The 25,523-nt window shown below is 49.7% G+C and carries 24 protein-coding genes and 1 tRNA gene; 19 read left to right on the plus strand and 6 right to left on the minus strand.

What is annotated here, in order from left to right; genetic code table 11:
- Positions 1–163: 163 nt before the first annotated feature.
- Positions 164–252 (plus strand) — tRNA-Ser (locus tag B7991_RS06480).
- Between the two features lie 81 nt (positions 253–333).
- On the opposite strand, the gene B7991_RS06485 is transcribed toward B7991_RS06480, so the two are convergent.
- Positions 334–1,926, minus strand: coding sequence for a GGDEF domain-containing protein (locus B7991_RS06485; protein WP_176421770.1), 1,593 nt, complete (start codon positions 1,924–1,926; stop codon positions 334–336).
- Between the two features lie 237 nt (positions 1,927–2,163).
- Between B7991_RS06485 and B7991_RS06490 the strand changes: the two genes are divergently transcribed.
- A complete protein-coding gene (locus tag B7991_RS06490; protein ID WP_088630103.1) occupies positions 2,164–2,511 on the plus strand; it encodes a hypothetical protein in 348 nt (115 codons plus the stop codon).
- Positions 2,512–2,786: 275 nt separating this feature from the next.
- Here B7991_RS06490 and B7991_RS06495 read toward each other — a convergent pair whose 3' ends face one another.
- Together B7991_RS06495 and B7991_RS06500 are read right to left on the minus strand one after the other, a co-directional pair.
- On the minus strand, positions 2,787–3,965 hold the full coding sequence (locus tag B7991_RS06495; protein ID WP_088630104.1) for an FprA family A-type flavoprotein: 1,179 nt from the start codon (positions 3,963–3,965) through the stop codon (positions 2,787–2,789).
- A 42-nt stretch (positions 3,966–4,007) separates the two neighbouring features.
- Positions 4,008–4,493: a hypothetical protein gene (locus B7991_RS06500; RefSeq protein ID WP_088630105.1), complete on the minus strand. Its 486-nt coding sequence runs from the start codon at positions 4,491–4,493 to the stop codon at positions 4,008–4,010.
- 235 nt (positions 4,494–4,728) lie between these two features.
- Here B7991_RS06500 and B7991_RS06505 point away from each other — a divergent pair, with 235 nt between their 5' ends.
- From B7991_RS06505 to B7991_RS06560, 12 genes are all read left to right on the plus strand, one after another.
- Positions 4,729–6,396, plus strand: coding sequence for a thiamine pyrophosphate-dependent enzyme (locus tag B7991_RS06505; protein WP_072829924.1), 1,668 nt, complete (start codon positions 4,729–4,731; stop codon positions 6,394–6,396).
- A 27-nt stretch (positions 6,397–6,423) separates the two neighbouring features.
- The gene (locus tag B7991_RS06510; RefSeq protein WP_014545962.1) at positions 6,424–6,888 is read left to right on the plus strand and encodes a 2-oxoacid:acceptor oxidoreductase family protein; all 465 of its coding nucleotides are present in this window, start codon (positions 6,424–6,426) and stop codon (positions 6,886–6,888) included.
- A gap of 419 nt (positions 6,889–7,307) precedes the next feature.
- On the plus strand, positions 7,308–7,643 hold the full coding sequence (locus tag B7991_RS06515; protein WP_088630106.1) for a type II toxin-antitoxin system RelE/ParE family toxin: 336 nt from the start codon (positions 7,308–7,310) through the stop codon (positions 7,641–7,643).
- A 2-nt stretch (positions 7,644–7,645) separates the two neighbouring features.
- Entirely contained in the window at positions 7,646–7,957 is a 312-nt protein-coding gene (locus tag B7991_RS06520; protein WP_088630107.1) for a helix-turn-helix transcriptional regulator, read from the plus strand.
- A gap of 104 nt (positions 7,958–8,061) precedes the next feature.
- Positions 8,062–8,841, plus strand: a complete 780-nt coding sequence (gene lptC / locus B7991_RS06525; protein ID WP_254917872.1) for an LPS export ABC transporter periplasmic protein LptC — start codon at positions 8,062–8,064, stop codon at positions 8,839–8,841.
- Complete coding sequence (locus tag B7991_RS06530; RefSeq protein ID WP_088630109.1) at positions 8,841–10,184, plus strand: hypothetical protein; 1,344 nt, start codon at positions 8,841–8,843, stop codon at positions 10,182–10,184. The genes lptC and B7991_RS06530 overlap by 1 nt, the downstream gene beginning before the upstream one ends.
- A complete protein-coding gene (gene lptB / locus B7991_RS06535; RefSeq protein WP_015731958.1) occupies positions 10,181–10,918 on the plus strand; it encodes an LPS export ABC transporter ATP-binding protein in 738 nt (245 codons plus the stop codon). The genes B7991_RS06530 and lptB overlap by 4 nt, the downstream gene beginning before the upstream one ends.
- Before the next feature lie 8 nt (positions 10,919–10,926).
- Positions 10,927–12,558, plus strand: a complete 1,632-nt coding sequence (gene rpoN / locus B7991_RS06540) for an RNA polymerase factor sigma-54 (protein ID WP_088630110.1) — start codon at positions 10,927–10,929, stop codon at positions 12,556–12,558.
- Positions 12,559–12,741: 183 nt separating this feature from the next.
- On the plus strand, positions 12,742–13,059 hold the full coding sequence (raiA, locus tag B7991_RS06545; protein WP_014545957.1) for a ribosome-associated translation inhibitor RaiA: 318 nt from the start codon (positions 12,742–12,744) through the stop codon (positions 13,057–13,059).
- Entirely contained in the window at positions 13,059–14,087 is a 1,029-nt protein-coding gene (hprK, locus tag B7991_RS06550) for an HPr(Ser) kinase/phosphatase (protein ID WP_073424744.1), read from the plus strand. The genes raiA and hprK overlap by 1 nt, the downstream gene beginning before the upstream one ends.
- On the plus strand, positions 14,080–14,997 hold the full coding sequence (locus tag B7991_RS06555; RefSeq protein ID WP_088630111.1) for an MlaD family protein: 918 nt from the start codon (positions 14,080–14,082) through the stop codon (positions 14,995–14,997). Before hprK ends, B7991_RS06555 begins: the two co-directional genes overlap by 8 nt.
- A gap of 178 nt (positions 14,998–15,175) precedes the next feature.
- Positions 15,176–15,649 carry a TraR/DksA C4-type zinc finger protein gene (locus tag B7991_RS06560; RefSeq protein ID WP_088630112.1) on the plus strand — a complete coding sequence of 158 codons (474 nt, stop codon included), beginning with the start codon at positions 15,176–15,178 and terminating at the stop codon, positions 15,647–15,649.
- Between the two features lie 136 nt (positions 15,650–15,785).
- Here the strand turns inward: B7991_RS06560 and B7991_RS06565 are convergent, their stop codons facing one another.
- From B7991_RS06565 to B7991_RS06575, 3 genes are all read right to left on the minus strand, one after another.
- Positions 15,786–16,829 carry a serine hydrolase gene (locus tag B7991_RS06565; protein WP_088630201.1) on the minus strand — a complete coding sequence of 348 codons (1,044 nt, stop codon included), beginning with the start codon at positions 16,827–16,829 and terminating at the stop codon, positions 15,786–15,788.
- Positions 16,830–17,128: 299 nt separating this feature from the next.
- Positions 17,129–17,443, minus strand: coding sequence for a hypothetical protein (locus B7991_RS06570; RefSeq protein WP_014545952.1), 315 nt, complete (start codon positions 17,441–17,443; stop codon positions 17,129–17,131).
- A 45-nt stretch (positions 17,444–17,488) separates the two neighbouring features.
- Positions 17,489–18,388, minus strand: coding sequence for a glycosyl transferase family 2 (locus B7991_RS06575; protein ID WP_088630113.1), 900 nt, complete (start codon positions 18,386–18,388; stop codon positions 17,489–17,491).
- A gap of 246 nt (positions 18,389–18,634) precedes the next feature.
- On the opposite strand from B7991_RS06575, the gene uvrC reads away from it, so the two are divergent.
- The 5 genes from uvrC (at position 18,635) to B7991_RS06600 (ending at position 25,523) form a co-directional block, all read left to right on the plus strand.
- Positions 18,635–20,509: an excinuclease ABC subunit UvrC gene (gene uvrC, locus B7991_RS06580; RefSeq protein WP_088630114.1), complete on the plus strand. Its 1,875-nt coding sequence runs from the start codon at positions 18,635–18,637 to the stop codon at positions 20,507–20,509.
- Between the two features lie 60 nt (positions 20,510–20,569).
- A complete protein-coding gene (locus B7991_RS06585; protein WP_088630115.1) occupies positions 20,570–21,022 on the plus strand; it encodes a hypothetical protein in 453 nt (150 codons plus the stop codon).
- Positions 21,023–21,430: 408 nt separating this feature from the next.
- Positions 21,431–23,248: an ABC transporter substrate-binding protein gene (locus tag B7991_RS06590; protein ID WP_088630116.1), complete on the plus strand. Its 1,818-nt coding sequence runs from the start codon at positions 21,431–21,433 to the stop codon at positions 23,246–23,248.
- 17 nt (positions 23,249–23,265) lie between these two features.
- The gene (locus tag B7991_RS06595; protein ID WP_088630117.1) at positions 23,266–24,675 is read left to right on the plus strand and encodes an ABC transporter permease; all 1,410 of its coding nucleotides are present in this window, start codon (positions 23,266–23,268) and stop codon (positions 24,673–24,675) included.
- Positions 24,676–24,677: 2 nt separating this feature from the next.
- Entirely contained in the window at positions 24,678–25,523 is an 846-nt protein-coding gene (locus B7991_RS06600; protein ID WP_073424752.1) for an ABC transporter permease, read from the plus strand.

Consider the following 25,523-nt stretch of genomic DNA (forward strand, 5'->3'; position numbering starts at 1 on the left):
TTGACTATTAACGACTTACAAGATATAAAAGTTTTGAAGGGGTGGCCTGCCTGGGAGCCCGTAATATGTAAAAAATAGGCCTTTTTTTGTGGAAAATCAATGAATTTGGCTGTTACCCCTTGAAATTTTGCTGAAATTTTGTTAAAATTAGTGTCCCCAAGATGGGAAGATGGCCGAGTTGGCCGAAGGCGCGTCCCTGCTAAGGACGTATAGGACTAAATCCTATCGCGAGTTCGAATCTCGCTCTTCCCGCTGAAAAGCCCCGAGTCGAAAGACCCGGGGTTTTTTCGTGTCTTCTCTCCGCGGAGGCGGAGAGCTCCCTGCACAAATCCGTTAATTCTTAAACTTCCCTTTATTTATATACATGAACGTGTCGGCCCTCTTGAGCACGTCCTTAACGCATTCGTCAATTTTGCTGCTGTAATCTGCCATGCCTGCCGCAAACGAAATGCTCTCCTTCGGGGCGTCTGGCTTGCGGTTCACGGATGATTTCAGCTTTTCAAAAAGTTCTGCGCGTTTTTCGTACTGTTCGCCGAAAAGGATGATGACAAATTCATCACCGCCGATGCGGAAAACCGGGCTGTGCTTGAAAATATCGCAGAAAACCTTGCTGCAGTTCTTGAGATATTCATCGCCCATGTCGTGCCCGAACGTATCGTTGATAACCTTCAGGTCGTTGACGTCGCATTCTACAAGCGCGAATTTTATTTTGTCCTTGGCCTTGATTTCGTTGTCGATTAGTTCGCATTTCGCCTTGAACGCGGCGGCGCTCCCGACTCCTGTGAGCGGGTCTTTGTTCGCAATGAGCTTTGTATGCTGGAGATCCTTTCTCAAGCGTTGTGCGGTTTCTTCTAGACGATGTTCCTCTTCGACGTTGATAATGCCGATAATGAACCCCTGGGCGTTGCTTTTGTCGCTTGCGATTTTCAGGCGGTAATGCTCAATCTGTCCGTTGATGCTTGCGAGGAATGGGATGGTATAATAGGGGGCACTCTGTAAAAGTTCGATGCACTTGTCAATTGTCGATTTTTCGATAAATTCGCTAAATTCGTTGGGGACGTAAATGCGCTTCATAAAGTTGTCGAAATCCTTGGGGTTGGTGGAATTGCGACCTTCCCACAGGAGCGGGGTAAACTTTTCGCTGATCTGGTAGAACTTGGCTTGGTTCTTGGGAATATTGACGTACACGACCACGTCGTAGTCCGAAGAAAGCCCTGCGATGATGACCGCCTTTTGCGACAAGTCCCTGTTGCGGCTAATTTTCGAGATGAAAAATGCATAGATGGTGCAGCAGCCGAGCATGGATCCGATGGAATCACACGGAGAAAATGGAAATTCCCTTTGCAGAAAACCGCACAGGACCGGTGCCGAAATAAACAGGAACCCTGCGGCATAGTGTTTGCGGGCGCTTGTCTTTTTTGCGCTCGCTGTTTTGTAAACCAGAAAAATTGCAATGACGAAGAATGTGAAATATTGGCTGTAATATAGCAGGTTTCTCCCGTTCATGACGATGTAGGTGCCCTCGTCGCTGATGCCGAAAAGAAAACTTGACCTGAAATTCATCAAAAGAAGGATTAGCTGGAATATGACTAGCGCTAGGGACAATATCTTGGCGGGAATAGCCTTTTCGCGCTCGATGTTGATGAAATTCAATATGTAGTTGAGCCAGATAAAGGCCATGACAGCGGCTGCCGCATGGAAAAACGAGGATGACAGGAAAAGCAGGAAGTTGTTCTTGATAGCTCCGCAGCCGAAAATCCCCCAGATACCGTCCTGGAGGCAAAATACAATCACCCAGTTGGCAAGGTACAAGAAATCCTTGTCTGTTTTTTCGCTTTTGTCCAATACGATTCTAAACTGATTCTTGAAAATCAGCAAGACGAACGCACAGGTAAAAGCTAGCACGGAATAAAGAGGATCAACCATATACACCTTGAAGTATTTTAAATTAATATAAGATTTTTGTACTGATTTTGCAAGTTTTCTTCTCGTCACACCGGCTTTCTCGCTAGTCATTCCCGTTTTCTTCTCGTCTGTCATTCCCGCCTACCTGTCCTCGCTTGACGGGGACGAGCGGGAATCTCCTTTTTTCTAAAAAAATCTTGACTTTCCCGTTTTTTTAATGGATATTATTAGGTGGATTTGATTACAAGGAGTTAGACTATGAAGACGAATAGCTTTTTAGTCGGTGCCATTCTCGGTGCCGCAGCGACTGTTGCCATTACAAAGAAGTTTTTTAAATGCTGTTCTTGCAACGAAAACGAAGCCTGTGATAATCCGGTCATCAAGGATGCTGACGATGCCGTCGAAAAGCTCCGCAATTCTGTGGACAGTCTCCGCAAGGAATTGAATAGCCGCATTGAATCCGAGCAGACCTTTGCTGCAAAGTGCGAAGACCTCAAAGAACAGGTGGCTAAGCAGAACGCCGAAATCAACAACCTTAAAAATGTCTGCGAAATGCAGGACAGCCGCAACAAGAAACTCGAAGAGGAACTCGCCAGCAAGAAGTAACTGGTGAACGCTCCTCGCGCTTGTCACCCCGGATCCCATTCCGGGGTCACCTTTTTTAGTGTCATTCCGGCCAGAGCCTGTGCTGAGCGGAGTCGAAGTAAGCCGGAACCTCCATACTTGTCATCCTGAAACCCGTTTTCACCTCGTCATCCTGAAACCCGTAAGGGTTGAAGGATCCAGTGACATTTTCTAAACGAAAAAGTCAGCGTCCGCCGACTTTTTTTGCATGGATTCTGTCATGCCCTGCTTCGACAGGGCATCTCCTTTATCGTCTACTACGCTTTCCCTAAATCCTTCGCGAATTCTACAGCGAGTTCTTCGAGTTTTGCGGCAGAAGTCTCGTCGAGTGCGGACTTCAGCGTGACCGTCGTTTCGCAGAATGTCACGTTCTTGAGCGTGTCAAGAATCTCGTGCATTTTCTTGGCTGCCATCGGTGCCCATGTGCCGTTTTCGACAATGCCGACTTTGCGGTTGCAGTAGTTTTTCGCCTTGATGTGCGTGAGGAACTTTTCGGCAGCGGGGAAGAGCCCTGCGTCAAGCGTTGTTGCGCATACGGCGAGATGACTGTAGCGGAATGCCTGTGCGACCGTCTCCGAAGAGTACGTGCGTGCCAAATCCATAATCGTTACATCAACGCCTTTTTCGCGGAGCGATTCCGCGAGCTTCTTTGCGGCTTCTGCCGTGTGGCCGTAAACGCCTGCGTAAGCGACAAATACTCCTTGTGTTTCAGGCGCATAGCTGCTCCAGGTGTTGTACTTGTCAATGTAGAAACTTAAATTGTCTGTAAGAACGGGGCCGTGCAACGGGCAAATCGTCTTGACTTCGATACCGGCGAGCTTCTTCAAAACGCCCTGCACCTGCATACCGTATTTCCCGACGATGTTGATGTAGTAACGTCTTGCTTCGCTCACCCAGTCTTCGCCGAGTTTGCCAGAAAGTCCGAATGTGCCGAATGCGTCTGCCGAGAACAGAATCTTTTCGGATTCGTCGTAGCTGAGCAAGACTTCGGGCCAGTGGACCATCGGAGCTGCGATAAACTTTAGCGTGTGCTTGCCGAGCGAAAGCGTGTCGCCATCCTTGAGCGTGAGCGTCTTTGTGCCTTCCGGAAGCTTGACGAACTGCGGAATGAATGCAAGCGCCTTTGCGGATGCGGCGATGGTTGCGTCCGGGTACTTCTTGATAAATTCAAGAAAGCCGCCGGCGTGGTCGGGTTCCAAATGGTGGACAATTAGGTAGTCAGGCGTTTTGCCCTGCAACGCATTTTCAACATTTGTCAACCATTCGTTTACTTTGTATGCGTCCACGGAATCCGTGATGGCAATCTTCTCGTCAAAAATCACGTAGGAATTGTACGAAACTCCGTCAGGAACCTTGTACTGACCTTCAAACAAATCAATCTCACGGTCATCCACTCCAACGAACTTAATGCTTTCGCTAAAATCTGAAACAATCATGAAACCTCCAATTTTTTTTGGAATAATAGTATTTATTGAACTCTATTCTGCAGAATTTGAGCGGAGAGGGGATGTTTCCCACTGGGTTTCGGACTTTTTTAGCCATGCCCTCTCCCTAGCGGCATTCATGCGTTTCTTGGTTTCTTGATCGATTTTTACGACCGCATGAGCTCCGTTGAAGAGGTTTTCTGGGCACTTGTATTTATCAGAATCGTCTTTCTGAAACATCCGGCTAATGAAGTTTGGCTCTTCCCAGTAGCCATATTTCTCTACGCCCAAGACAACATTGTCGCGCATTGCTTCGATGGTCAACCGACATAGCGAACCTGTGGTGCGGTAGAAATCGCACACATTTGTATTTTCGCATTTAAGATTCCCGTTTACATAGAAATCGTATGCGTCATCGTCATCGGCTACGACTGTGATTTGCTGTAGATGGAAAGTCGAATGTAGGATAGAGGCACATCCGGTGAGGAATAGTGCTGCAAAAACAGCAAAGGTGTAGAATGTTTTTCTTTCATTATTCATTTGGTTGTAATATAGCAAAAAAGGAAGTGGTCGAGACCAATTTTGCTGAGTGTGTCGATTCGTAGATTTTTTGTTTAATGGCTGCTAGATAGTACATCGATGTGTTGGATTACGACTGATAAATACGAAAATGTAGTCCAAACGTGTTGTTGCAAGGATCGGCGAGGATCCCGCGCAATCCTTTTTTCTATATTGCAGTTCGTTTAAAAAACGATTAAAACAAAAAAGGAATATCATGCCAGCTTTTGATCCAAATGCGAAAAAGATGCTGATTTCGGGCAACGAAGCCATTTCCCTTTCCATGCGTCATTGCAATGTGCAGCTTGCCGCAGGTTATCCGGGAACTCCGTCCACCGAAATCTTGGAAGATTACTCTGAACTGGGTGGCTATGCCCAGTGGGCTCCGAACGAAAAGGTCGCTGCCGAAGTCGCTCTCGGTGCCGCTTTTGGACACGCCCGCAGTGTTGTCACCATGAAGATGGTTGGCTTGAATGTGGCAAGTGATGTTCTCTATACCGCAACTTACACGGGTGTCGATGGCGGCATGGTTTGGATTGTTGCCGATGACCCGGGTCAGGGCAGCTCCCAGAACGAACAGGATACGCGTAACCACGCGAAGGCATCCGTTTGCCCGATGTTCGAACCGTCCAACTCCCAGGAAGCCTACGATTTCTTCCGCATTGCCATGCAGACGAGCGAAAAGTTCAAGATTCCTGTCATCCTCCGCATGACCACCCGCGTGGACCATTCCAAGTCCATCGTCGTGCCGAAGGAAGAACTCCCGGCAATGGTGCCGAACTTTGAACGCAACATCGCCCAGCACGTGATGGTGCCTGGCTTCTCGAAGCCGGCTGGCCGTCGCCTCCGCGCCAAGATGGACGAAATGGAAGCCTGGAACGTTGCCGAAGGCCCGAACAAGGTCGAAATGCGCAGTGCTGACTTCGGTATCATCGTGAGCGGCATCAGCTACCACCACGTCCGCGAAGCCGCCCCGGAAGCAAGCATCCTCAAGCTCGGTATGACTTATCCGCTGCCGATGCAGCTCATCAAGGATTTTGCGAAGAAGTTCGAAGGCAAGCGCCTCATGGTCATCGAAGAAAACGACCCGTGGCTTGCTGAAAACATCAAGGCCGCTGGCATCCAGTGCGAAAGCAAGTTTGACCCGATTTTCCGCTTTGGTGAACTCGACGTGAACCGCGTCCGCCGCATTATCGCAGGCGACAAGAACCCGGATCCGGTTCCGGTCAAGGGTAAGCCGCCTATGCTCTGCCCGGGCTGCCCGCACCGCAGCTCCTTTGCAGTTCTCAAGGAACTCGACTGCATCGTTTCCGGTGACATCGGCTGCTACACGCTCGCCGCTCTCCCGCCGATCAGCGCCATGGACTACATGATTGACATGGGTGCCGCAATCGGTATGGGTATTGGTCTCCGCAACGTGCTCCCGCGCGAACAGGCAAAGCGCGTTGTCTCCGTGATTGGCGACTCTACGTTTGTTCACAGCGGCATCACCGGCCTTGTGGAAGCGGGTTACAACCGCCCGGAAACGGGCCACGTCGTCATCATTCTCGACAACAGCATTACCGCTATGACCGGTCAGCAGGAACACCCGGGTACGGGCCGTCACCTCGACCACAGCCCGGCCTATAAGATTGACTACAAGGAAGTCGCAAAGGTCGCCGGTTTCGACAACGTCTACGAAGTGAACCAGGTCAAGGAACCGGAAGAATTCAAGCGTCTCGTGAAGGAATCCCTCGAAAAGGACGAACTCACGCTTATCGTTGCAAAGAGCCCCTGCATTCTCGCCCTCAAGAGCATCCTTGCCTGGGACAAGGCAAACAAGGAAAAGGCCGAAAAGGCTTTGGCCGAAGCAGAAGCCGCTGCCAAGAAGAACAATAACTTTTAATAGAGAGGTTGAATAATTATGAGCGTAATGAACGTTAAATTTGCAGGCCTCGGTGGCACAGGCGTTATCAAGGCTAGTGACGTGATGGCCGAACTCGTTTTCGAACAAGGTTACGACGTGAAGAAGGCCGAAGTCCATGGCATGAGCCAGCGCGGCGGTTCCATCGCTTCTGACGTGCGCTTTGCAAAAGATGAAGAAGTGCAGTCCCCGATGATTCCGTGCGGCGAAGCCGATTACCTCGTCGTCTTTGACGAAACGCAGGTTGTGGTGAACGAAGCCTACATGAAGCAGGGTGGCGTGCTCCTCACGCCGGCTGACATCGATGTCTCCAAGCTCGAAAACGTGAAAGCTTTGAACGTCGCCATGCTCGGCAAGCTCTCCAAGTACTTCGACTTCACTGTCGATCAGTGGATGGTCGCTTTGAACAAACTCTTCGCCGAAAAGTTCCACGAAGGCAACAAGAAGGCCTTCATGCTTGGCCGCGAAGGCTAATTAGCATTGTCATTCCCGCCACCGAGCGGGAATCCCCTTTACAATGTCGCCCCGGCCACTGTGCCGGGGTCTTCTTTTTATAGCGTCATCTTGACCTTTGCACCTTCGTCATCCTGACGCCGCTTTCACTCGTCATCCTGAACGAAGTGAAGGATCCAGTAACATTTCAAAAGGACTGCGTGAGCAGTCCTTTTTTCTGTATTCTATCTTGAATGTACAAAAGTTATAAGACGATTTTTTGGGGGGGGCGGAAAAGCTGATTAATCAGTGATTTAATCGATTAATCACTTTTTTATTTGAGAAAAATTGACGATTTTTAATCAAAATTGACGATTTTTGTTTTGGCATAAATTTTGCAAATGCATAATGTCCCATTAATTTTAAACTATTGACATTATGTCAAATCTGATATATATTTTATGAGTACGAAACATAAACCTTTAGTTTGGTTGCATGCACTGCCGAAAACTCCACCATTGTCACAGAAAGCGAGGATAGAAATTGGATATTTGTTGCGATTGTTGCAATCGGGGGTGAATCTGTCTTTGCCACAAAGTCGTCCGATGCAGTCAATTGGAGTTCATTGTCACGAGTTGCGAATTCAAGACGAAAATAAAATTTGGAGGTTGTTTTATCGTGTAGATGCGGATGCAATTGTTGTGATTTTGTGGACTGAAAAGAAAACGAATAAAACTCCTGATGAGGTGATAAGCCTTTGTCAAAAGCGTTTGAAATTTTATGATATGGAGAATTAAATATGGATCAAGCGAAAAAAGAAAGATTGCAGAAGAAGGGCTGGGTCGTTGGCGATGTGGATGAATTCCTCGACTTGAATCCAGCCGAAATGGCTATTGTTGAGATGAAAGTTGCTTTGGCAAAAGCTCTCATTGCTAAAAGGAAAAAACTTGGTGAAACGCAAGTGTCCGCTGCGGTTATTGCAAAAACAAGTCAATCTCGTTATGCAAAAGTGGAACATGCGGATGCGAGTGTATCGCTTGAGTTGATGATTAAGTTGTTTTTTGCTTTGGGGGCAACTAAGAAAGAGCTGCTCAAAACTCTTTCAGCGTGATAATCTCCTTCTCTCCAAGAAATACGCCCAAATTCCCTCAAATTTCCGTGAAAACCTTAAATAACGTGCTTTTATATTTGTAATTTGTGTTTGTGGCACAATTTTTGCAGAATATTCAGAATGTCCAAAATGCGTTTGCTCCGGCATCTTGCCCGGCGGCATCTCGTAAAGCATCCCGCGCATCCCGCAAAGCTTCTCGCTTGTGGGGCGTTTTCGCGTGTGCCGTTCTAGCTGCATTTTTGCTCGGTTGCGAAGAAATCGAGGAACCCAAGCCTTGGATTCGCGTCGAGCGCCCGCAGATGCTCTTTACGGATACGACGCTTCTCGACAGCTACGACAAGGGCGTGCTGAACTGGCGTCTGAAAACCGCTTATCTGGAACGCTGGGCCGACAAGGAAATTGTAACGGTGCGTCCGGTGTTCGTGGACATTTACGATTCCATCGGCGAACGCGTGGCGTTCTTGCGTGCGGACTCCGGCAGTCTCGACATGACGTTCACGTACGTTTACGCTTACGGTCACGTTTATGCGCTGACTCCCAAGGGCGCCTCGGTCCGTGCTGATTCGCTCCTCTGGAACAAGAAGGATAATTTGGTCAGAACCGCAAGCTATGTGCGCGTTGTGTCCGAAGATGGCGACGTGTTGCAAGGCGTTGGTTTTGAAAGCGATGCGCAGTTCGATAACTGGAAAATCCTTTCTAACGTGACGGGTATTTTCCAAGATGCGGCAAAGCGCATGAAGGATGAAGACAAACGACAGGCTGAGGCAGAACGTCTGAGCAATCCGTCGTCATCGTCATCGCAGGCGTCAAAGCCCGCATCGTCACCGTCTAGAAAGGCTCCGCCACGCGGTCTCCCGCCCAAGCCAAAGGCAGGGAAACCGTGATGAATTTCCGCGCATTCCTCTTCGTCGCCGCGACCTTCCTTGCTTCTACTCTCGCATTTGCGCAGTCCTCGCCGCTCATCATGTACCACGCCGACAACCTCGACGTGTCCCGCAAGCGTGGAACTCTCCTCTTGACCGGCAACGTCCACTTTGTTCACGACAGCGTTGCTTTCAAGACGCAGCGCGCTTCTTGGAACCGCAATACCGAAACGGTTGAATGTGGCGGCGGGTTCCTCTTCACGCATCCGTCCGGATTCGTGCGCGCAAGGAACGGCTCTTATCAAAGAAAAAGCGAAATTGCGATTGCCTCCGGCGAAGTGAGCGCTGGCGATTCCGCAGGCAGTTACCTCATGACCGGTCAGTACCTCAAGTACGACCGCAAAGAAGACATCGTTTCAATTCCGATGTCGCCGAGACTTTATCAGTACGAAAAGCAGAAGAATGGAACGATCGATACTGTGACGATTTCATCGCGCTCCCTCATTTTCGACAAGAAGAACAGCTTTGCACAAGCTTATCAAGATGTGAAGCTCACGCAGAAAGATCTCGTGGTCACTTGCGATACGGGTTACTTTAATCGCAAAGACAATTGGCTCAGCATGAAGGGCCACCCGACTTGCGATATGAAAAATTACCACCTCACGGGCGATTCCATTTTCCTCGTGCTCGATGAAACCGGCAAGATGCTCAAGTCCGCACTCGTGATCCGCAATGCTCATGGCGTCCAGAATGAAGCCCCGAAGCGCGGCAATCCCGGCAACGTGACCGAAGCCTTCGGTGACACGCTCTACTGCGAATTCAAAAAGGGTAAAATTGAACGCCTTTACGTGAACGTAAACGCCAAGGGATTTTTTTACGAGACGGACTTGAAGGATTACCGCAATTTGATGGACGGCGACCGCCTCGATTTGTATTTTAAAAAGGGCCGCATGGATCGCGCAATTGTTTCGGGCAAGGCTCAGAGCACATACTTCTACGTGAAAAAGGATAGGACTGTCTCTGGCAAGAACGAAGCGACGGGCGACACGATTCACATTTTGTTCGACGCCCAGAAGAACGCCGTGAAGTCGCTCAAGCTCTTGGGCCGCAAGACGAACGCCAGTGGGCGATTTATCGACTTGGAAAAGGCGAACCGCATCAAGGAAAACGCCAAGAAGGATTCGCTCGCAAGGCTTGATTCTCTTGCTGCAAAAGAAAAAAGTTCAAAGAAGAATTTGACTAAAAGCGATTCGACGACGATAAAGAAATCAGCGAACGACAAAAAGTTGAGAAGTCTTTTCAACCGCCGGAAAGAAAAAGGAAAGCCGACGGATGAAACTGCGAAAACGGAGGAAGCACAGTGAAAAATTTGGTTAGCACGATACGCACCGACAAGCTGCGCAAGATTTATGGTCACCGCCAGGTGGTGAGCGATGTCTCCATTCAAGTTTCGCAGGGCGAAATTGTCGGGCTCCTCGGTCCGAACGGTGCCGGCAAGACGACCACGTTCTACATGATTGTGGGCATGGTCCGCCCGGATGCAGGTCACATCTTTTTGGACGATATCGAGATGACGGACAAGCCGATGTACAAGCGTGCCCGCCTCGGCGTGGGTTACCTTCCGCAAGAAGCGTCCATCTTCCGCAAACTCTCCGTTGAAGATAACATCATGGCGATTCTCGAAACGCAAGACATGAAGCGTGCCGAGCGCAAAAAGAAGTTGGAACAGCTCCTCGAAGAATTCAAGATTACGCACATCCGCAAGACGAAATCCATGAGTTGCTCCGGTGGCGAACGCCGCCGTCTGGAAATTGCTCGTGCACTTGCAAGTGACCCCTCGTTCCTCTTGCTCGATGAACCGTTTGCGGGCATTGACCCGATTGCCGTTGCCGACATCCAGTCCATCATTTCGGAACTCAAGGACCGCGGCATGGGTGTTCTCATTACTGACCATAACGTGCGCGAAACGCTTTCGATTACGGACCGCGCTTACATTATGTACAAGAGCCAGGTGCTCACGGAAGGTTCTTCGCAACACTTGGCCGAAGACCCTGAAGCACGTCGTATTTATCTCGGTGATTCTTTCCGCTTGGATTAGGAGTTTTTATGAATCTTGGAATGCAGGCAAATATCGGACAGACGCAGGAGCAAACACTATCTCCTGCGCTTCTCCAGTCTGTGAAGATGCTTCAGAAAACTTCGCAGGAACTGGAAACCGCCATCAAGGAAGAAGTCGAAGTCAACCCGCTCTTGGAAGTGGACGATGGCGACTTTGACGATCAGGAAGTTCCCGTCGACAAGGACCCGGAAGAACTCGATCCGCGTGCAGATTCAGATGAATTCCCTGATGATATCGAGGACATGGCTCGCGGTTCTTTGGACGATACCGCCGATGTCGATAGCAGCTACCTCGATGGCGAATCTTCGGATGTGAACTGGGATAGCTATTTGGGTGATGGCACATCGTACGATGACGCTCCCTTTAACGATTTGAATTCTGGCGGGAAGGACCCGGACGAAGATTGGGACCGCCCGATCAAGGACGTGGGCAAGAGCTTGCAGGAACAGCTCGAAGACCAGCTCCGACTTTGGAACGGCACCCGTGAATTGCAGGAACAGTTGCAAGAAAACGGCGTGACTGAAGATCATTTTCGCAAGCTGGTCCAGTACCTCATCAACTCCATTAACGACGATGGATTCCTTTGCGATGCAAACCGCGACAATGAATCCGAAGCGATGATTGTCCAGTCGGACGACAAGTACATCGACGAGATTGAACGCGTGCTCCGTGGGGAATTCAAGCTCGAAGACGCAAGCCTCCCGGTGCGCGAAGCGGTTCACGTTTTGCAGTCCTTCAAGCCGAGCGGCATTGGTGCCCGCGACCAGCGTGAATGCTTCTTGATCCAGGCATACGCAATTTCGAATTTCCCGAGCCTTGCCATCCGCATTCTCGAAGAAGAATACGAGAACCTCTTGCAACTCCGCTATGCAAAAATTGCAAAGGCATTGAACGTTTCCGCCGACGAAGTCAAGACGGCTGTCGCAAGTCTCTCGCGTTTGCGCCCGCACCCGGGCTTCCAGCTTTCGCATTCGTATTCGCACATCATCAATGCGGATTTGAAGGTTGTCGAAAAGAAAGGCAATTACGAAGTCGTCTGTTTTAAGACCAAGATGCAGAAGTCACTCCGCATCAACCAGACGTACAAGGCGATTCTCACGGACCCGTCTGCATCAAAGCAGGATAAGGAATACGTGAAGGCGCAGCTAGCGAAGGCGACGGACCTCATCAAGGCGGTCGATAACCGCTTCTCGACGATTGAACTTGTGATGCGCGCGATTGTCAAGCGCCAGCGCGGGTTCTTCGAAAACGGCCCTGCGTTCCTCAAGCCGATGATCCTCCAGGATGTGGCCGACGATGTCCATTTGGCGGTGAGCACGGTGCAGCGCGCGACCGACCAGAAGTATGTGGAAACGCCTTACGGCATGTATGAACTTAAACAATTCTTTACGTCTGGTGTGAAGCAGGGCACAGCCCCGGATGCCGAAGAAGTGGGTTCTGCGCAGATTATCGATGCCATCAAGACGCTCATTGACGAAGAAGACAAGTCCTCTCCGCTCTCCGATCAGGACATCAGCGACGAGCTTTTGAAGCAGGGAATCAAGGTGGCTCGCCGTACAGTCGCCAAATATCGCGAAAAAGAGCTCAAGATTTTGCCCAAGAACCAAAGAAAACGCTAAAAATCATGATTTTGGGCTATTTGTCATAGCAAATATTCCAAGATGGAACGATTTTTTTTGCAAAATCCAATTTAGTTGTGGACTTTTGAAATAAAAAGATGTATATACTTTAATTGCGGAACGGAAGTTCCAAAGAGTTTTTGAACGTAAATATATCTTAACATTAACATACGGAGGTTTATCATGGATATTCAGTTTTCTGCTCGTCATTTTAACGCATCGGCAGGTCTTCAGGACCGTATTCAGGAAGAAATGGATAAGTTGGCCAAATTTTACCCGAATATCACTAGCGCCTCTGTAATTCTCGACCACGAAGTTGAACACCAGCGTCATTGCGAAATTTCTGTCAACATCACAGGTTCCGTCATTGTCGCTTCTGCCGACGAAGAAAACATGGGCAAGGCCGTTGACGTAACGCTTGAACGTATCAAGGTCCAGCTCAAGAAGGCCAACGACAAGCAGAACGATCACAGATCTCAGCCGGTTTCTGAACTCACCTAATGGCTGATAGATTAAATGACATCAAGATCCTGCACCGGGAACGCTACCCGGTGCGGGACTTTTTTATCCGCTACGGCAAAGATTTGCAGATGGTGCAACATTGCCCCGATGAGGACATGAACTCCTGCATCGAAGAAAGCGGAATTCACCGCCCTGGCCTTGCCATGGCTGGTTATACCAAAGTTTATAGTTCGCAGCAGATTCAGGTGATTGGCCATACGGAATGGAATTACCTGGAATCGGTTGGACCAGAAGCGCGAACGAAAATATTTGAAAATTTGTCTGTATTCCGTGCGCCGATGTGGGTCGTGACGCATGCGCAGACTCCGCATGATGAACTCAAGGCAATGTGCAACCGCTTGCATATTCCGCTGTTCTCGACAACGCTTCACACGTTTGAATTTTTCAAGATGGGCCAGAGAATTCTCGATGAATTCTTTGCTCCGCATGCCGTGATTCACGGAAGCCTCGTGGACGTCTATGGCGTGGGCATGCTCTACGTGGGCGATAGTAACGTCGGTAAGTCCGAATGTGTACTTGACCTTGTCGAAAGCGGGCACCGCATGGTGGCAGATGATGTTGTTCACATTAGCCATGTCGGAAACTCCATTATTGGACGCCCGGATCCGCTGATCCGTCATCACATGGAAATTCGCGGTGTGGGCATTTTGGACATTCGTTCGATGTTCGGTATTCATGCCATTCGTAAAGTCAAGAAAATCGAAATGATTGTCGAACTCCAGCAGTGGCGTCAAGATGTTTCGTACGAACGCACCGGCCTCAACGAAATGGAAGAGAACGTCATGGGCGTGAATATCCCGAAAGTGGTATTGCCTGTGGCACCCGGCAAGAACATGACCGTGATTTCTGAAGTGATTGCCATGAATGTCCTCATGAAAATGAGCGGGCAAAACGTGGCTCGGGACTTCAATGAGTCCTTGATGCAGAAGATTAAGGCGAAGGCGAAGGGTGAATATACGGATGATTTGCTAGATTTTAATCCGCAGAACTGGTCTTTCTATGAATAGTTTGCTGTTTAAAATCAAGAAAAATTTTGTAGCAAGTCTTATTTTTATCGTTATCGTGGTCTCGTGTGGGCTGGCGGCTTATTATTTCCATCCGTCTAGCCCGTACCACAAGCGTTATACGTTTGTCGTAAAATACGAAACGATCGGTACACTTTCTCCGGGGAACCTTGTGCGCGTCCGTGGCATTGCTATGGGCGAGATTGTCGATGTGAAGCTTACGGACGAAGCGGTCTATGTTTCTGCCCGTGTACTTGCCGATGCGAAGATTCCTGTGAACTCTGAATTCCGCCTCGTGACTGCAGGCCTCATGGGCGAGCGCGAAATGAGCATCATCACCGGTAACTCTAGCAAGCTTGTGGCCGATGGCGATACTGTCAGCGGTCTTTACGACGAGGGTACTTCCGGGATTTCGAAAAACTTGACCGCCGTGTTCAAGGATATTGGCGATATCAAGCAGATGGTTACTGAATTTGCAGATTCGTTGACGGTGGGCGAGACGGGTCAGCGTATGGACCGTGTCGGCAAGAAAGCCAAGAAACTCATTCGCGTGACGAAAGCCGATATCCGTAAGTGGAAATCCATGGTGGATGAACTGCTCGACGGTTACCGCGAAGCGGGTGAAAAACTGGAACGTTCGTTGCAGGAACTTTCGGACCGTGGTGGCGAAACGGCTGCAAAAGCGAACGAAACTATAGACCGCGTGCGTGCACTGATGGACCGTATTGACGCTTCGAAGGCAGCTGCGCTTGATGTTGTCTCCAAGTTTGATGAAAGCGATGGAACTGTCAAGATGTTCCGCGACGAGTCCTCGAAATTGAATAAGAACTTGGATTTATTGCAAAAAGACTTTGACGCCATGCTCAGCGGTGTCAAAAAAGACGGCCTCAAGCTCAACGTAGATATATTCTAGTAGGCTTTTGAACGTTTTTTAAGTCTTGTCATGTCCGCCTCCGAGCGGACAACTCCTTTTTTTACCGATTTATCAACATTTTTTTTGAAAAATAATATTTTAATTGTTCTTTTTTGTAAAAAAAAGATAATTTAAAGCGGTGCTTATCACAGTGTAACTCACAAAGAAGGAGTTTAATATGGCTGAGAAGAAACCCGTAAAGATGAGCGATGCTGATCTTAAGTTCTTTGAAGATATGCTTTTGGAGAAGAGACGCGAGCTTGTGACCGCCCAGAGCGATTCCGAAAAGGCTAACGTGTTCTTGGACCAGAAGAATCAGTCCGGTGACGGTGGCGATTCCGAAGGTGCAGATTCTGCAACGGATATCAACTCGCTCGAAACCAACCTTTCATTGGCTGCCCGCGAAGGCAAGTACCTCGTTTATTTGGAAGAAGCTCTTAAGCGCATCAAGAATGGAACTTTTGGCGTTTGCAAGATTTGTGGACAGCTGATTCCGAAGGCGAGACTTATGGCCGTACCGACTGCTACCAAGTGCGTGAACTGCAAGGAAGAAACCAAGAAAAAGGAGATCCTTGACAACCGCATGGAAATGGCCAAGATGTTTGCTGAAGCTCAGCGCAAGGAAATGCTCCGCAAGGCTTCCGGCCGCTAATAAACTTGTCATTCCCGCCGGAGCCTGTGCTGAGCGCAGTCGAAGTAAGCGGGAATCCCCCTTTGAACGAAAACGACCCGCATCGCGGGCCGTTTTTGCATTCTTGTCAAGCCCGCCACCGAGCGGGCTTCTCCTTTTATCCAGAAATCGCGCCGAAGAACGCGTCCGCAAGCGTGGCGCGGAATGCGTGAATTCTGTCGGCGTTTGGTTCGCGATGTGGATAGGTGAAGTTGCTGAGGAGAATGATGGCGCCTCCCTTGTCCGGGTCGGCGACGATGCTTGCACCCGTAAATCCCGTCTTGCCGAATGCTTGCGGAGAGACCTTTGTGCCCATAAACTTGCTCGCGTTCAGCTCCCAGCCGAGGGCTGTTTCTGCTCCGACGCTATCGGCGAGGGCGTTGTGGCTTACGATGTCCAAGATTCCGGCAGGGGCGATTTGCTTGTCCTCGAACTTGCCGTCCATCAGAATCATCTTCACGAACTTCAGAAGGTCGGGGACGCAACTGAACATGCCGGCACTCCCGACGGGGAAAAGCTTTTGCAGAACCCAGGCGCTTTCGTCGTGGACTTCGCCCTGGATTTCTCGATGGCGAAATTCGCAAAGCTCGGTTGCGGCAATTTCTGATTTCGGAACGCGCGTGAGTGGGTTGTAGCCCGAGCGTGTCATGCCGAGCGGCGTAAAGAATCGCTCGTTACCTTGTTCCTGTAAGTTCTTGCCTGTAAGTCTCTGCAACAAAATGCCGAGCAGCACGCTTGCGGGGTTCCCGTAATTAAAGATGGTTCCCGGAGCGGCAGAAAACTGGTACGTGTAAAGGGCGTTCAGGATTCCTTCGGGCGAGAGCGTTCGCAATGTCTTCATCGGTACGCGGTAATCGAGGCTGTGCGTGAGCAAGTGCGAAACGTAGATCTCGTCGCGGTAGTTTGTCTTGAGTTCCGGGATAAAGTCGATGACTTTGGCATCAATGGAGAGCTTGCCTTCGAGAATGTACGAGAGTGCAAGTGTCGAGGTGGGGCAGACCTTCGTGAGCGATGCGATGTCGAAAACGGTGTCTTCGGGGGTGTTGAGCGTAACGGTGTGGCTTGAGCCGTCTGGGAGCAAATAGCCAACGACGGCCTTGTCAAAAATATCTTCAGATTCTGCTTTTTCTAAAAGTTCGGATAGTTTTTCGGAGATCTCCATTTTCGCCCCGGCAAATTTTGCCACAATAAAAAAAGGGCATCTCCTACGGTACGAACACTCGAAACTACTATTTTACAATGATAGCAGCGCCTCGGGGATTTGTTTTTCGCGTCGATGCGCGCCTAAACTGAACCACAAGAGCAACGAGCTGATTTATTCCTGTTAGATCGGGTGTAAAATCCGTGGGATGCCCACGTATAATATATGTTTCTTGAGGGCTAAAAACAAGGGAAAAACACAAAAAAATCTCGGCAAAAATACCGAGATTTCGTATGTGTATTAAATGTATCCGGATTGGCTTAAACTTGGTTGTCGGCTTTAGGGAGGCCCTCGTCCAACTGGAGCGAAAGTTCCCTAAGGTCCTTATCCATCAAGTCGTGGTATGTTTTGGCCTTGCGCAATTGCTTGCGCAGCTCGACAATCTCGGAAGTGAGCTCCACAGCCAGTAGGCACAGCTGCTTCTTCAGTTCCAGTTTAAATTTCGAGGAATTATCGAGACGACTTTCGATGAAATCGACGATTTCCTTCAAGTCCGTATCGGGCAAGTCTGTGCGGATGTGGATGCGTTCTTGAGCGACGTTAATGCTGACTGATCTAAGTGTCTCGTTTGCCATATTATTTCATTCCTACGCCGAATGGATCGTTATCCAACAACCACCTTAGCCGAAAAAACCGGGTTGCGAGCCTCCATTGCTCGCGAACAGGTCAGGGTTTTCATCTTGCGGTTTGTTTTCTGCCTGTTCAGCAGGTGCTTGTTCTGCTGCCGGCTCGTTGTTGATGTTGATTTCGGTACCGAGTTCGTTTTCGATCGTAGAAAGGAGCTGCTGGAACTTGCTCTGGGCTTCGGAAATTTCGTTGCCCTGGTTCTGGACCTGGTTGTTCAGATTGTCGATGATGTCGTTCTTTTCGGCGACCTGACCGTTGAGGCAATCAATGATGTTGTTCTTTTCGTCCATCTGGCCGTTAAGAGAATCGATGATGCCGTTCTTTTCGGCGATCTGGCCGTTGAGGGAATCAATGATGTTGTTCTTTTCGGCGACTTGGCCGTTGAGGGAATCGATGATGCCGTTCTTTTCGGCAACTTGGCCGTTAAGGGCGTCGATAATACCGTTCTTTTCGTTGATCTGGCCGTTCAAGGAATCGATAATGCCATTCTTTTCGTTAACTTGTCCGTTCAAAGAATTGATGGCGTTGTCCTTTTCAGCGACCTGACCGTTGAGAGTGTCGATGATGCCATTCTTTTCGGCGACCTGGCCGTTAAGGGCGTCAATGATACCATTCTTTTCATTGATTTGGGCGTTCAAGTTGTCGATAATGCCATTCTTTTCGTTGATGGCTTCGTCCTGTGCGGCTGCCTGGTTGGCTCTTGCATTGAGGGCGGCTTCGTAGTCGGCGATCTTTGCGTTGGCAGAGTCCAATAGGTTTTTCTGGTCTTCAGCCTGGGCGTCTTTGCTTTCGAGAAGCTGTTTGAGTTTGGCGTTTTCTTCACGCAGGGCGCGTACTGTTCCGAGGACGCTTTCAACCTTCTGCGACAACAAGTTCATGTTTTCGAAATTCATTATTTCTCCATATTTGGCGGGGTGCGAAACTTACTATGTAAGATATATAAAATTTTCTTGTAACTAGAGTATGATAAAATGTAAAATGACCTTTGTATTGTAGATTTTTTTTGCTTTGCCGTCTCCTGACTTTTATGCTGTCATCCCCGATTTATTCGGGGATCTCCATTTCATAATTGATAAAAAGGAATTGCTTGTTTTTATTGGGGCGCGACAATATAAAAAATTAAATAGATTTGAATTTACATGATTCCAGTAAGTGAACACATTGAGCGACGACTGGCGGAACTCCCTCTGCTACCTGGGGTGTACATCATGAAGAATGCCCAGGGGAAGATTATATATATAGGGAAGGCGAAGGTCCTGAAGAACCGCGTGTCGAGCTACTTTGACGGCAGCGACCATGCTGGCCACCGTGCGGCGACGCTCATGCTCCCGTATATCCGCGACATCGAGTGGATTATCACGGAGAGCGAAACCGAAGCGCTCATCCTGGAAGCAAACCTCATCCGAAAGCATACGCCTAAGTACAACGTATTGCTCAAGGACGATAAGCATTTTCCGTATCTCGCGTTCTCTGTGAATGAACCTTTCCCGAGGCTGTTTCTGAGCCGTTCGGTCAAGAAGGATGGCTGCCTATATTACGGGCCTTATATGAGTTCGCGCATGATTCGCCAGCTGCAGGATATTGCGGCGAGACTGTTCCAGATTCGCGAATGCAAACTGAAGTTGCCACTCAATCGGCCGGTGCGACCTTGCCTCAATTACCACATCGGGCGTTGTGGCGCACCGTGTGCAGGGCTTGTGACGCGTGAAGAATACCAGAAGAAAGTTGCGCAGACGCAGATGCTTTTGGGCGGCAAGCGCGATGACCTGATTGATCTTTGGGAACGCGAAATGCTCGAGGCGAGCGAACGCATGGATTTTGAGACGGCGGCGAAAAAGCGTGATGCGATTCAGGCGCTCAAGGCGACGAGTGCGCACCAGAAAACGGACGTTTCCGATGCGAGCCTCTGCGTGGACGTGCTTTCGCTCAAGCGTAACGGCACGATGGCTGCCGCCGTGATTTTCGAGTACCGCAACGGTGTGCTTTGCGGGCGCCGCCACTATCGCCTAGAATGCAAGCTCGAAGATGATGAGACGGAAATTTTCCGCCAGATGGTGGTGCAATGGTACATGGACGTGGAATTTATTCCGGGTGAAATTGCAACGGATGTGCCACTCCCGACGGACATGGCGGAGCGAGAATCTATTGAACAGGCGCTTGCGTCCAAGACAACGCACAAGGTTGTGCTCACGAATCCGCAGCGCGGTGAAAAACTCGGATTCTTGAAACTCGCCTCGGCGAATGCCGACATGATTCTCGTGGAAATGCGCGCCGAAGTGCAGAAGTACAGCGAAATCGACAGCAGCGTTTTTGAATTGCAAAAAGTTCTTGGCTTAAAGAAGACGCCGTTCCGCATCGAGTGCGTGGATATTTCGCATTTGTCCGGTACGAATACGGTTGCAAGCCTTGTGGCGTTCAAGAACGGGCGACCCGACAAGAGCAATTACCGCAAGTTTATCATCAAGACGGTGACGGGGATCGATGACTTTGCAAGCATGCGCGAAGTGATGACCCGCCGCATCCGCCGTCTAGAAGAAGAAGGAATTCCGATGCCCGACTTGTGGGTGTGCGATGGCGGTAAAGGCCAAGTTGATGCTACGATGCAGATTTTAAAGGAGCTTGGTCACGATAAGGACTTGCCGCTGATCGGGCTTGCAAAGCGCCTTGAAGAAATCGTGTTCCCCGATGACCGCAAAAGCATCGTGCTGCACCGCACGAGTCCCGCGCTAAAGCTTTTGCAGAATGCTCGCGACGAGGCGCACCGATTTGCCATTACGTACCAGCGCAGCAAACGCAAAAAAGATCTCGAAGTCGAATGGCTCAAGATGCCGGGCGTCGGTCACGAAACCCGCATCAAGATTCTGAGCAAGTACAAGAGCGCCGAAGCGTTTATGGACGCCCCGCTCGAAGACATCGTCGATTTGCTTGGAAAAGTCCGCGGCACAAAGCTCCGTGAACAAGTCGCTGAATACTGCGCCGCCGGCGATACCGCTGAAGATGGCAATTTGACTTAATTAACTTGATTATTTAAATTTATGATGTTTTTGAAAATTGGATAATATTAGAGGTGAATCATGAAATTAGGGCTTCTGTTTTGTGCATTTATGATAATGGCTGGTTGTGCGTTGAATCATAATGTGTCGCAGCCTCAAAATACAGAACCTCCAAAAAAATATATTGAAGATGCTCCACGTGATAGACAATTAGTTTTAAGTGGAAAAGTTATTTCTGAAAGTGAATTAGGTGGGGTTGAACGGTGGTATGCTATAGACAAGTATGGTGGCTCAAGTAAAGTTCGTTTTCAGGTAGGCTATTTTAGAGATGAGCCTAATATTGGATTTGTGTTATATGAGGGAGGAACTCGAGGCGAATTAGCAATTTGTTATAGAGCTGGATTAAATTTAAGATGGGATTGGGGAAATTATTCCATTGTTATTAAATCAGATGGAACTGGCTTGTATTATGATTTTTCGTCAAAAACGACAGATGTTCCACCTAGAGAAACTTTTAAGGTTAATAAATTCTAGTATCATTTTATAGAATTGTGATAAGTGGCCACAAATGATGTATAAACATTGTTTGTGGCTTTTTATTAGTGGATAAAGCGCGAAGAATAGTTAAAGAACGATAAGTGTTTTTTGTTGTGAGAATAAGAGCGTCGGCCAAGGATGGGGAGGGTGCAGGGAGGGGCCCGTGCGGCCTTCGCAACTCTGAGCTGGGGCCCCGCCCGCATGATGTTTTTATAAGGGATTAAAGGGCGTTAGCCCTTGTTAAGTAAACATTTATAAATGTAAAAATTTCTTAATCCGATTTGAGAAATCATCAAGGCTTTTTTATTTCTTTCGAAAATAATTTTGAATTGGAATAATCTATATTAGATTTGAATTTTCAATTAAAAGGGGCCCCTGCAAAGGCCCTATTCTAAGAGGACTCAAATGATTGGATTGAAATCGATTGCTAGAACGGCCTTGGTGCTTTCGGCAACTGGCGCACTTTTTGGGTGCGGTAGCTCATCGCAAGACGAGCTTGCCAGCGGTTCCTTGCCGCGTCAGGAAACGCTCTATTTGTCTGGGCAGCAGAATGATGCTCCTGGTACGTTCAACCCCCTTGCAGAAAGCTGGATGACTACCTGGCCTGTGAGTGGTCGTTTCAACTTGATGTACGAACCGCTTCTCACCTACAACTCCTTGACGGGTGAAATTGAATCCCTCCTCGGCTCGCTCGTGAGCAAGAACAACGACTCTATCGTCGTTGACTTGAATCCGGCTGCAAAGTGGAGCGATGGTGAAAAGGTCACTTCTCGTGACGTGAAGTTCATCTACACGATGGGTTCCATCAACACTAGCGAACAGATTTCCGCAATCCATGTTGATACCATTAAATCCGAACCGGCAGGTGAGGTGGAACGAGTTGCTTTCCTTATCAACAAGAAGCAGCGCAACAACCCGCTTTCTGTGATGGACTTGTTGCAGGCCATCCGTATTGTCCCGGCTCACGTGTTTGAACCGCTCATCGAAAAGCTCGGCTCCAAGGACGAAGTCAAGAAGCTTCCGATGGACCAGAACCCGGTCGTTTCCGGCCCGTACGCTCTCCGCAGCGCCGACCCGAACAAGATTATTCTTGAACGTCGCGATGACTACTGGGGCAACGCCGCTCTCCATAATGGTCAGCTCCCTGCTCCGAAGTATATCGTTCACCCGATTTACAAGAACAACGAACATAACACCATCGCAATGCGTAGCGGCAACCTCGACGCATCCCAGAGCTACATCCCGCGTATCAACCGCAAGGCTGGTGCCGGCGTACACACATGGCTCAACGAACCGCCTTACTTCTTGCCGGGCGCAATGCCGATGCTCATCATCAACACGATGAAGGAACCGCTTAACGACAAGCGCTTCCGCCGTGCTCTTGCAACCGCTATTGACTACATGGCTCTCCGCAAGTTCGCTGTGTCCGATTACACGGACCAGATCAAGCCGGGCCTTATCATGCCGACTAACCTCGAAGGCAAGTACATCAGCGACGAAGACCTCGCTAAGTATGGTGTCAAGCTCACCATCACGGACGAAAAGGAACGCGTCGAAACGGTGAAGCAGATGCTTTCTGAAGCTGGCTACAAGTCTGTCTGGAATGACGACGGTACGCTCGACCACATGGAAAATGCCAAGGGCGAAAAGATCCCGACGATGTACATCACGAGCCCGAACGGCTGGACCGACTGGGAAGCTATGGTGACTATCGCTGTCGAAGGTATGCGCAAGGCTGGTATCGATATTCGTGAAGGCTTCGTGGATGGCGGTTCTTACTGGCCGGCCATGGGTCTCGGTAACTTCGACCTCATCATGCACAAGCCTGTTGCTGACGTGACTCCGTCTCTTCCGTGGAGCCGCTTCAACGAAATCATGTCAAGCCGCGATTGGCAGCCGCTTGGCGCCTGGGCTGGCGTGAACATCGGTCGTTACAACCAGCCGGGTACCGAAGGTTTCCGTCCGGAAGTCGACAAGCTCCTCAATGCTATTCCGCTCATGAAGAATGCTGATTCTATCGCAACTGCTTACCGCGAACTCAACAAGATCTTCATGGAAGACCAGCCGTCCATTCCGCTGGTTTACTTGCCGGAACAGTTCTATGAATTCAGCGACCGCGTCTGGACGAACTGGCCGACTGCTGAAAACCCGTACGCTCCTGCTCAGCTTCCGTGGGTGGCCTCGGGTACCAAGACCCTTTGGAATTTGAAGCTTGCTAAATAAAGGATAAAGGACTACCAATGCTTAAACAATATCCTATGCTACGTTATGTCCTGCAGAAGGCGTTCTGGTACTTGTTGACCTTCGTCTGCGCAGTGGCACTCAACTTCGCGTTGCCGCGTCTCGGCGACAACAACCCGGTTGACATCATCATGGGTCAAGCCGGTAAGGGCCTTTCTCCGACTGAAGCTCAGAAGAAAAAGGCTGAACTCCTTGTTTCCTTCGGTATGGCCGAATTGGACAAGAACGGCAACGTCATTTACGAACCTGAAACTGATGCTAACGGCAACGTTATCATGCAGAAGGTTCCGAAGCTCGACGAAAACGGCCAGCCGGTCGTGAACGTCGTGAAGGTTGTTGACGAAGCCGGCAATCCGGTGATGGTCGAACGCCAGAAGCTCGACGAAGCTGGCAATCCGGTTTTTGTTGAAAAGGCTCCTGCCGACCACAAGGGCAAGAAGGGCAAGAAAGCCAAGAAGGCTAAGAAGGTCAAGGCCAAGAAGGGCAAGGCTGCTAAGGCTGTCGCTGCAGTCGAAAAGGTCCCTGTCATGGAAACTGTTCAGGCTGAACGCATCGATACCGTCATGGTCGATCAGCCGGTCATGAAGACCGACCCGAAGCTCTCTTCCGCTGTTTCTCAGTTCTTTAGCTATATCGGCAAGGTGTTCCACGGTGACCTCGGTCTCTCTTACCAGAACAATGAACCGGTGACGAACGTTATCAAGAAGTCCCTCCCGTGGACGCTCGCTATCCAGGCTCCGACGATTCTTCTCGGCTGGATCGTGGGTAACCTTCTCGGTGCTTTCGCTGCTTACAAGCGCGGCATTTTTGACAAGGTATTCTTCCCGTGCGCCATGTTCCTCAACGGTGTGCCGTTCTTCGTGTTCGGTATGCTCTTGGTCGCATTCTTCTCCATCACGCTCGGCTGGTTCCCGGCTATGGGCGCTTACAGCCCGGATATTCCGGAACTCACGTTCAGCTGGTCCTGCTTCAAGAGCGTCAGCTGGTACTACGTGCTCCCGTTCTTCTCTGTGTTCCCGATTCTTCTCTCTGGTCAGGCAACGGGTATGCGTTCCATGTCCATTTACGAACTCGGTACAGACTACATGAAGTATGCTAAGTGGCTCGGCCTCCGCGAAGGCAAGATTATTAGCTATGTGTTCCGCAACGCTATGCTCCCGCAGCTCACTGGTCTTGCCCAGAGCCTCGGTGCCATGGTGGGTGGCGCTCTCATTACCGAAATGATCTTCTCTTATCCGGGTCTCGGTATGGCAATGCTCAATGCCATTCAGAAGAACGACTACGCAACGATCCAGGGTTGCACCTTGATGATTTCTACCTGCGTTCTCGTTGCAAACTTTGCAGTTGACGTTTTGATCGCTGTCTTTGACCCGCGTGTCAAGGCCGGTCTCCAGATGGGAGGTAAGTAATCATGGGTAAGCTTTTAAGAAACCTTCTCAAGTCCCCGATGTTCGTGATTGGCGTGTCCATCTTTGTGCTCACGCTCCTCATCGCCATCTTTGGACCTCTTTTCTACAACGTAGACACTCACGCTCGTGACATCGTCGCTGGCCCGTATGCAGGTTCTAGCTCTGCTCACTGGCTCGGCACGGACCACCTCGGCCGTGACTACGTGTCCCTCTTGATCGCTGGCCTTCGCAGCTCTCTCTATGTGGGCTTCGTTGCAGGTATCATTGCTACGACTATCGGTGTGCTTATCGGCTTGTTCGGCGGTTTCCGCGGTGGCTGGGTTGATGAAGTATTGAACATGCTCACCAACATCTTCATCGTTATCCCGCAGTTCGTGATTCTCGTTCTTATCAGCTCCGCTGTTAAGGATGGCCGTTCCCTCACCTTGATTGGTCTCATTATCGGTCTTACCGCTTGGAGCTGGTCTGCCCGTGCCGTTCGTGCCCAGGCATCTTCTCTCCGTAGCCGCGACCACATCGCCCTTGCCCGCCTCAACGGTGCATCGACTCTCACGATTGTGATCAAGCATGTGCTTCCGTACTTGCTCTCGTACGTGTTCATGGTGTTCATCATGCAGGTGTCTTCCGGTATTCTTTCCGAAGCTTCCATCTCCATGATCGGTCTTGGCCCTGTTGATTCCACCAGCCTCGGCATCATCTTGAACCAGGCTAAGGATAACGGTGCTCTTTCCGACTCCATCTGGATTGCATTCATCCCGGCAACGATCGTCGTTACCCTCACGGTGTTTGCTCTCTACCTGATCAACACTTCCATGGAAGGCGTCTTCAACCCGCGCCTGCGCAAGTAA

This window comes from Fibrobacter sp. UWB3 (assembly GCF_002210405.1).
In the GTDB taxonomy this organism is placed as follows: Bacteria; Fibrobacterota; Fibrobacteria; order Fibrobacterales; family Fibrobacteraceae; genus Fibrobacter.

What these genes read in the sequence shown, in the direction of transcription:
- B7991_RS06485 (WP_176421770.1), bottom strand. Translation starts at nt 1,926, where the DNA reads ATGGTTGATCCTCTTTATTCCGTGCTAGCTTTTACCTGTGCGTTCGTC.
- B7991_RS06490 (WP_088630103.1), top strand. Translation starts at nt 2,164, where the DNA reads ATGAAGACGAATAGCTTTTTAGTCGGTGCCATTCTCGGTGCCGCAGCG.
- B7991_RS06495 (WP_088630104.1), bottom strand. Translation starts at nt 3,965, where the DNA reads ATGATTGTTTCAGATTTTAGCGAAAGCATTAAGTTCGTTGGAGTGGAT.
- B7991_RS06500 (WP_088630105.1), bottom strand. Translation starts at nt 4,493, where the DNA reads ATGAATAATGAAAGAAAAACATTCTACACCTTTGCTGTTTTTGCAGCA.
- B7991_RS06505 (WP_072829924.1), top strand. Translation starts at nt 4,729, where the DNA reads ATGCCAGCTTTTGATCCAAATGCGAAAAAGATGCTGATTTCGGGCAAC.
- B7991_RS06510 (WP_014545962.1), top strand. Translation starts at nt 6,424, where the DNA reads ATGAACGTTAAATTTGCAGGCCTCGGTGGCACAGGCGTTATCAAGGCT.
- B7991_RS06515 (WP_088630106.1), top strand. Translation starts at nt 7,308, where the DNA reads ATGAGTACGAAACATAAACCTTTAGTTTGGTTGCATGCACTGCCGAAA.
- B7991_RS06520 (WP_088630107.1), top strand. Translation starts at nt 7,646, where the DNA reads ATGGATCAAGCGAAAAAAGAAAGATTGCAGAAGAAGGGCTGGGTCGTT.
- B7991_RS06530 (WP_088630109.1), top strand. Translation starts at nt 8,841, where the DNA reads ATGAATTTCCGCGCATTCCTCTTCGTCGCCGCGACCTTCCTTGCTTCT.
- rpoN (WP_088630110.1), top strand. Translation starts at nt 10,927, where the DNA reads ATGAATCTTGGAATGCAGGCAAATATCGGACAGACGCAGGAGCAAACA.
- raiA (WP_014545957.1), top strand. Translation starts at nt 12,742, where the DNA reads ATGGATATTCAGTTTTCTGCTCGTCATTTTAACGCATCGGCAGGTCTT.
- hprK (WP_073424744.1), top strand. Translation starts at nt 13,059, where the DNA reads ATGGCTGATAGATTAAATGACATCAAGATCCTGCACCGGGAACGCTAC.
- B7991_RS06555 (WP_088630111.1), top strand. Translation starts at nt 14,080, where the DNA reads ATGAATAGTTTGCTGTTTAAAATCAAGAAAAATTTTGTAGCAAGTCTT.
- B7991_RS06560 (WP_088630112.1), top strand. Translation starts at nt 15,176, where the DNA reads ATGGCTGAGAAGAAACCCGTAAAGATGAGCGATGCTGATCTTAAGTTC.
- B7991_RS06565 (WP_088630201.1), bottom strand. Translation starts at nt 16,829, where the DNA reads ATGGAGATCTCCGAAAAACTATCCGAACTTTTAGAAAAAGCAGAATCT.
- B7991_RS06570 (WP_014545952.1), bottom strand. Translation starts at nt 17,443, where the DNA reads ATGGCAAACGAGACACTTAGATCAGTCAGCATTAACGTCGCTCAAGAA.
- B7991_RS06575 (WP_088630113.1), bottom strand. Translation starts at nt 18,388, where the DNA reads ATGAATTTCGAAAACATGAACTTGTTGTCGCAGAAGGTTGAAAGCGTC.
- uvrC (WP_088630114.1), top strand. Translation starts at nt 18,635, where the DNA reads ATGATTCCAGTAAGTGAACACATTGAGCGACGACTGGCGGAACTCCCT.
- B7991_RS06585 (WP_088630115.1), top strand. Translation starts at nt 20,570, where the DNA reads ATGAAATTAGGGCTTCTGTTTTGTGCATTTATGATAATGGCTGGTTGT.
- B7991_RS06590 (WP_088630116.1), top strand. Translation starts at nt 21,431, where the DNA reads ATGATTGGATTGAAATCGATTGCTAGAACGGCCTTGGTGCTTTCGGCA.
- B7991_RS06595 (WP_088630117.1), top strand. Translation starts at nt 23,266, where the DNA reads ATGCTTAAACAATATCCTATGCTACGTTATGTCCTGCAGAAGGCGTTC.
- B7991_RS06600 (WP_073424752.1), top strand. Translation starts at nt 24,678, where the DNA reads ATGGGTAAGCTTTTAAGAAACCTTCTCAAGTCCCCGATGTTCGTGATT.